This window comes from Pseudomonas sp. 05T35 (assembly GCF_056396605.1).
In genome coordinates, this window is record NZ_JBFTLU010000260.1 from 1 (window position 1) to 6126 (window position 6126).

The window sequence follows — 6126 nt, forward strand, 5'->3', positions numbered from 1 at the left end:
GCGCCATTCAAAGCCCCATAACCACCTGGGCTGAACGCCGTTGTTGTTTCAAAAACCGGACGTCCCAGAGGGGTTGCATCGAACCTGCCCACCGGCCACCAACTGCCCAGACCGTCACTGCGTAAATGCCACCAATCCCCTGCGCCCATAAGTACGAAAAACGGATAACCCGGCGCAGACAAATGCGTATGGAATTTAACCGTGTCTGTCCCGGACACCTGTACGACCAAACGATTGCCCGTATTGTCGACCCGACGAAGGATGACATCACGAACACCTAAAGCCGCACTGGAAGGTGGCAAACTTACAGTGGTTGCCCCTGCGCTGCCGTTGACCAAAACAAGTCCAAGCTCGCTTTCCGTCAACAGTTTTGAACCCGAGACCGTTGTTACCAGAGCATTCATCGGACTGGCTTTCGCCATGATCAACTGCATCGCCCTCAACAACTGAGTATTGTCAACTTCAGACGGTACTAATCCTGCCCCTGCAACGACCGTTAGAATTTCCTGAGTAACACTGTTACCCCACGTCGCAGGAATCAAAGAGCCCGGCGTTCCGGAAACCACGTTTTCATCAACGAACTTGCCATTCACCAGCCCTACGCCGGGGACACTTTTGGGATAATCCAATGTTCCACTCCTTATAAATGTCTATTGAGCGATGGCAGGTTCTACCGGCTTCACCGTTTTTCTGACCCGTGCTTTTTTAACGGGAGCGGCCATAACGCTAACGGGGGCAACCAGTACCGGTCTCCCTGTCAATGTGGGGAACGCTTCGGTAACCGGCCAATTGCGCAAGTTGCGGCGATAGGTTTGCAGGCTTTCGTACTCTGCGGCGGATAACGTTGTTGCAGCCCCCGCCTCCAGCTCGTCACGATGCCTTGCAACCAAACCATCGGTTTGAAACAGTTCGGAGTCGCGCCAGGCACGTTCATTTGACGCAGACACTTCAGCTGACACAGACGGAGGATCCACAAGAATCGGGTAACCATCTTCAGGACGCACAGAGATCATCTTCGGCGACCCAGCCAATGTTTCAAGCAACGAAAGCCAATATGCCCTTGGAATCTCTATTACATCGTCAGGGATATCAGCCCCATTTAACCCGACGACATAAGCACCGCGTGTTCGCGCGCTAAATAATATTGTACCGTTCAATTCAATACCCCTTCGCAATGTAATTAACAGCCCAGCCAGCCGCCATCTGCCCCGTATAGCTTCGAACTCTAAGTCGGCAACCTTGTTTTGTACTGGTACCGCCAATAAGGATGACCATTGCGATGTCACCACCGACATGATTGGCGACAACCGAAACACAAGCATTGGGAAAAGAGATTGGAAAAGTTATATACATTTCTCCATTCGCATCAGTCACACCATAACCCCACTGATCCATGTTGCCACTCGGATACTTCTGATACCCAGAAGCCCCGGTGACACCCGCGAACAGGGTGGCGTACTTCAGACTGGCAGTACCGTAAACCGTCCAGACCCCGGACTCTTTGACAAAGGTCGCATTCTCGCCTGCGGTCATAGTCATGCTATTGAGCATGGCGCCTTGCGGAGTGATTTGAGCCCCTGAATTACTGGCAACAGTAACAACCGAACTGGCACGACAATGCAGGCTTATCACCGCGCCAGCAGGGACCGCATTAACATCCGGCAACGTCACCGTATAACTTGTCGTTCCGCCAAGGCCTATCGAACGACCAACGTCCGCGACGGTAAGTTGCTCTGATGCCGATATCCCGCGTGAACCTGCATAGTTCCCGAGTGCACGCTGCACAAATTCAGAGGTCGCCACCGACTTTCCTGCGTCAAACTGTGGTGGCGTAACAAACAGATTGGAACTGCGCAAGGCTCCCAGCAACTGATTGTTCGACGCTTCATCCGGTGTCAAACCGGCGGCCTGTACAACACTCAGAATTTCCTGAGTGACGCTATTTCCCCAACTCGCCGGAATCAACGATCCAGGTGTCCCGGTGACCGGGTTTTCATCGACAAACCTGCCATTCACCAGCCCAACGCCGGGTGTTTTTTTTGGATAATCCATAATGTTTGTCCTCCGGCCTGCTTGACCGGGATATTTGAACGAAAACAAAAACGCCCACTGGGTTAGTGGGCGTCAGACATGTCTTTCAAGAGACTCATACTCATCGTGCCCGGGGCTAACCCGCTGCGTTCTACTGCGACAGATCGCCCACGACGTTACGCAGGGCCAGAATGGCTGCATCGCACACTTCTTTGGCCCGTTCAGTCTTGCCCTTGGCGACTTGAGCCCTGATCTGCTCCTTGGCTTTCAAGCGCAGGGTGCGCAGGGTCAACAAGCTGTTATTGAATTCGGCCGATTTGCCAAGAATGTCGTCAGCAGCCTCTTGGGCGGTTCGGCCTTTGACGGCCCATGCGCTCACGGACAGTGGGACAGCTTTTTTGGGGTAACCCGCGTCCTTGAAGGCCTGTGCATCGGCGGCAGCGCTCGCATATTCCATCGCACGCAGCGGATCCCCGGTCAGAGCCTTGCGGGCGCTGTCTGCTGCTGCGTCCACTCGGGAGCAAAGGTTTTCTGTTTCCTGACGCTCTACCGTTGTCACTTTGGCGGAGGCCAGCATCCTTTCAGCACCATCCCAGTCATTGCCTGAAGAAGGCTGAGGGGTATCAATTTTGGTTAATTCGTCATTGGAGACACAGTGCAGGGTCTCTTTCTGGACCCACTGTTCATCGGTGACCGGCAGAATACCCAGCATCACAGAGGGAGCAGCGTAGGCAAACAACTCGGTGTCTTGCCACTCAATGACTGTGCCGGATGTACGGCAGTACAGCACTTGTTTAGTCATACTTTTACCACTCGATAACAATGAGGCCTGGCGCACCCGGACCACCAGGCTGCGCAGTTCCAGGCCCTGGAATGTAATAACCGCCAGCACCGCCACCTCCGGCACCGAAGCCATAGGCCGATCTCCCGGGATAACCAGAGCTCGTACCGGAGCGAGAAGAACTACCTCCTGTGCCGAAGGGCCCACTTGCGCCGCCCCCCCCATAGCCTGCAGCTATATTGGCGGTGGTATCTGTCGCATCTCCGCCCGCAGGAAAACCCTCACCGCCTCTGGGGCCCGGAACAAAGCCTGTTGTGTTAACACCCGGATAACCTGGACTGCCACCAGTCAGTACCAGCAGAGCACCTGAAGCCCCGACCAGTGTGTTCCCGCCAGCCGTTGCAGCTACACCGACGCTCCCTCCAATGCCGGCAGCCCCGATGACAATGGGGATAACCTGCCCGGGCGTCACCGCCACCAACAGTTTGATGACCGTTTGACCCGCCCCACCACCACCGCCCCCCGAAGCTGTCGCACTAGTGCCCCCCGGGCAAGCACCTCCGCCACCTCCCCCAGCACAACCACTGAGCCAAATCTTCGTCACCCCGTCCGGAACAGTGAAATTACCGTTCGAGGTGAATCGCTGGATGCCAAGACCGGCTGTCGAACGACTGATACTGCGAATGGCGCTCAAGAGCTGAGCAAGGTGGGACTCACTGGGTGTCAAGCCGGCGGCGGTAATCACCTCGAGAATCTCACTCGTCACGCCATTACCCCACGCCGCCGGAATCAGCGACCCCGGCGTTCCGGTCAGCGGGTTTTCATCGACAAACTTGCCGCTGATCAACCCGGCGCTGGGCACACTCTTCGGATAATCCATTTCCTATCCCCTAGTCATAATTGATGTGCACCAGCGTATGCGCCGGTGCACTGCGGTGGATCAAACACTCCAGCGCCGAGCCCGGGTTCATGCCAAAGCGTTCGCCCCAGTAACTGGCACCGAAGCGCCGCCCCAACAGCAAGCGACCGCCGGTGTTGAGGGTCCACATGAACTGCGCCTGCGAGGTACCGAAGTGCGCCGCACCGAAACGCGAGCGGCCCATGCGCGGGGCTTCGAGTTCGGTGATGGTGGCGTTCGGGTAGCCCTGGGTGCGGGCGATTTCGACGAAGTAGCTGATTGCCTGGCTGCCAACCGCGAGCAGCCGCCGGCGTACCGCGAGGCGGCGGTCGTCGAACAGCGGGGTCAGGCCCAGGCATGGATCGGGCAGGTTCATCACCCGTTCCCAGTCCGGCACCAGTTCGCTGACGCCGGCCGGGTCCATTTCGTTGAGCAGGTCGGCGGCGCGGGCGTCGAGACGTGCCAGTTCCTGGGAGACGCCTTCCAGCACTTGCTCCAGTTCCGGTACCCGCTCCGGGTCCCAGGCCGGGCCGCTGGGCAGCAGGCTGCGCAGTTGGGCCTGGTATTGCGCGGCGGTTCTTATTCCAGCCATACGCAGCCTCCGAACGTCAGCAGCTGATTGCTCGCGGCCGTAACGTCGGCGGCTGGCGCGACCAGTTTGTGATCGCTTTCGCCGGTGGCGCTGCTGATGGCTTCGGCGATGTGAGTCAGCAGCAAGGTTTCACCGAGCCCGGCCTCACGGTTGTGCAAGTCGCGCAACTGCGCTTCGACCGCGGCGCGCACGGCACTGGTGTCGGGGGTCAAACGCAGGTTGTAGGTCACCGGCATCTGCACCGGTGCCAGCACATGCAGCTCGGCAGTGACCGGGCGCAAAGGCTCGATGTACGCCTGGACCAACGCCAGTTGCGTAGCATCCGGAACCGGCTGCGGGTCGTCGTCACGCATGACGAACAAACCGACGGTGCCCGGCCCCAGGTAGCTGCCGCGACACCAGGCGCGGGTGATTCCCGGGCACTCCAGCGCCCAGGTTTCATAGTCTTGCGCCGAGCCGCCGTGAGGGATGATGCGGTACGAGCGGATCACCCGCGAGCGCAGCGATTCGAGGCTTTCGCGAGCGATGCCGCCGGTCAGTCCCGGCGCCAGCACGGTGAAGACTCCACCGATGCCCTGGATCGGTTGCACCGGGATCAGCGTCATGCCCGCATCGGCATTGCCGAGAGACCCGGCGTCCAGCGCGGCGATGGTGGTGCTGTTGAGGCCATTGCTGGTGGTGCTCGCGGCGGTCACTTTGTAGGTGCGACCGTCGCTCGATTGCAGCAGGGTGTCGACATCCAGCACCGCGCCCGCCGTGGCGCTGAAGCTGACGGCTCCCCGGGCGGATTGCGCCGCTTTACGCGGCTGGTTGAGGCGTAGCGCGGCGATGCGTTCCAGGGTCGGTTCATCGGCCTTGTCCGGCAGAATCTGCTCGGCGATCCAGTCCAGATAGCCATACAGGCCAAAGGCTGCACCGCCGAGGGTTCGGGCCAGAACTTGCGCATCGGACTGGCGCAGCGAATCGCTGGCCAGGTCGCTTTGGGTGCGCTTGATCAGCACCGGCAGCGAAGGCGTTTCAAACGGCATAGGTCACCTGCCAACTGTGTTCAGGGTTGATGTCCAGACGCTCACCGTCAGCCAGGGTCAGGACCGTGCGCAGGTTCAAGCGCTGGTCGTCGAGGCGTTCGCTGAGAATCTCGATGGCGCTGCAATGGCCGTCGTCGATCAGCCATTGCAGGGCTTCGCGGGCATAAAATTCGGCGTCGAGCTGGGTCTGCCGGGTCAACTTGACCCGGCGCAGCAGCCACAGGCGCGAGCCGATACGGTCGTCGGCCACCGTGGGAAAACTGTCGCCCCACCAGCCGAAGCGTTCGTCGTCATCGAGGAAGTCATCATCGGCGGCGCGGCGCCAGGTGAAGAGGCTGATCAGCACCGAACGGGTCAGTGCGGTTTTGAGGTCATGACTGATGAACATCACTGACCTCCTGCAGGGGCAGCGGTCTGGCCGTTGCCCGGCTGGACGCCCGGATGCACGTGTTTGATCTGGCTGATACCGCCAGCGACCTGGTCCCCCTGGGAGACGATCTTGCCGGTCTGGGTCAGGGTCGGCGTGTCGATGTTCACAGCACTGCTGGCGCGGATGTTCAGCGTGGTGGTTTCGATGTCGATGATCCGTCCGCGCTTGAAGTGGACCTTGTCCCCTTCGTCGGTGTAGATCGCCACTTCACCGGGCGCCAGCGCCTTGAGGCGATAGCGGCGATCGGCGACCACCAGCACCACGGCATGAGAGCGATCTCCGCCGAGAAAGGTCGCGATACCTTCGGCACCGGCCAGCGGGTTGCTGGTGAAACCGTAGGGTTCGAAGTGCTCCATGTCGTCGTTC

General features: G+C 59.4%; 8 protein-coding genes and 1 pseudogene. All 9 read right to left on the reverse strand.

Going from position 1 to position 6126, the window contains the following annotated elements; translation table 11 throughout:
* Positions 1 to 629: pseudogene (locus tag AC1DH9_RS19105) on the reverse strand (phage tail protein); the annotation flags it as partial.
* A 21-nt stretch (positions 630 to 650) separates the two neighbouring features.
* The gene (locus AC1DH9_RS19110) at positions 651 to 1157 is read right to left on the reverse strand and encodes a tail fiber assembly protein (RefSeq protein ID WP_427544589.1); all 507 of its coding nucleotides are present in this window, start codon (positions 1155 to 1157) and stop codon (positions 651 to 653) included.
* A gap of 1 nt (position 1158) precedes the next feature.
* Positions 1159 to 2052 (reverse strand): gp53-like domain-containing protein, encoded by an 894-nt coding sequence (locus AC1DH9_RS19115; protein WP_427544591.1) that lies wholly within the window; start codon positions 2050 to 2052, stop codon positions 1159 to 1161.
* A gap of 130 nt (positions 2053 to 2182) precedes the next feature.
* Positions 2183 to 2947, reverse strand: coding sequence for a hypothetical protein (locus AC1DH9_RS19120; protein ID WP_427544593.1), 765 nt, complete (start codon positions 2945 to 2947; stop codon positions 2183 to 2185).
* Positions 2838 to 3692 carry a glycine-rich domain-containing protein gene (locus AC1DH9_RS19125; RefSeq protein ID WP_477749003.1) on the reverse strand — a complete coding sequence of 285 codons (855 nt, stop codon included), beginning with the start codon at positions 3690 to 3692 and terminating at the stop codon, positions 2838 to 2840. Before AC1DH9_RS19125 ends, AC1DH9_RS19120 begins: the two co-directional genes overlap by 110 nt.
* 10 nt (positions 3693 to 3702) lie before the next feature.
* Entirely contained in the window at positions 3703 to 4302 is a 600-nt protein-coding gene (locus tag AC1DH9_RS19130) for a YmfQ family protein (RefSeq protein ID WP_427544594.1), read from the reverse strand.
* Complete coding sequence (locus tag AC1DH9_RS19135; RefSeq protein WP_427544596.1) at positions 4290 to 5330, reverse strand: baseplate J/gp47 family protein; 1041 nt, start codon at positions 5328 to 5330, stop codon at positions 4290 to 4292. The genes AC1DH9_RS19130 and AC1DH9_RS19135 overlap by 13 nt, the downstream gene beginning before the upstream one ends.
* The gene (locus AC1DH9_RS19140; protein WP_054595959.1) at positions 5320 to 5718 is read right to left on the reverse strand and encodes a phage GP46 family protein; all 399 of its coding nucleotides are present in this window, start codon (positions 5716 to 5718) and stop codon (positions 5320 to 5322) included. Before AC1DH9_RS19140 ends, AC1DH9_RS19135 begins: the two co-directional genes overlap by 11 nt.
* A partial coding sequence (locus AC1DH9_RS19145; RefSeq protein WP_477808588.1) for a phage baseplate assembly protein V occupies positions 5718 to 6126 on the reverse strand: 409 nt, incomplete at its 5' end. The genes AC1DH9_RS19140 and AC1DH9_RS19145, both read right to left, overlap by 1 nt.

Coding starts and splice junctions, on each gene's coding strand:
- AC1DH9_RS19135 (WP_427544596.1), bottom strand. CDS start 5,330: ATGCCGTTTGAAACGCCTTCGCTGCCGGTGCTGATCAAGCGCACCCAA.
- AC1DH9_RS19120 (WP_427544593.1), bottom strand. CDS start 2,947: ATGGCTTCGGTGCCGGAGGTGGCGGTGCTGGCGGTTATTACATTCCAG.
- AC1DH9_RS19125 (WP_477749003.1), bottom strand. CDS start 3,692: ATGGATTATCCGAAGAGTGTGCCCAGCGCCGGGTTGATCAGCGGCAAG.
- AC1DH9_RS19130 (WP_427544594.1), bottom strand. CDS start 4,302: ATGGCTGGAATAAGAACCGCCGCGCAATACCAGGCCCAACTGCGCAGC.
- AC1DH9_RS19115 (WP_427544591.1), bottom strand. CDS start 2,052: ATGGATTATCCAAAAAAAACACCCGGCGTTGGGCTGGTGAATGGCAGG.
- AC1DH9_RS19140 (WP_054595959.1), bottom strand. CDS start 5,718: ATGTTCATCAGTCATGACCTCAAAACCGCACTGACCCGTTCGGTGCTG.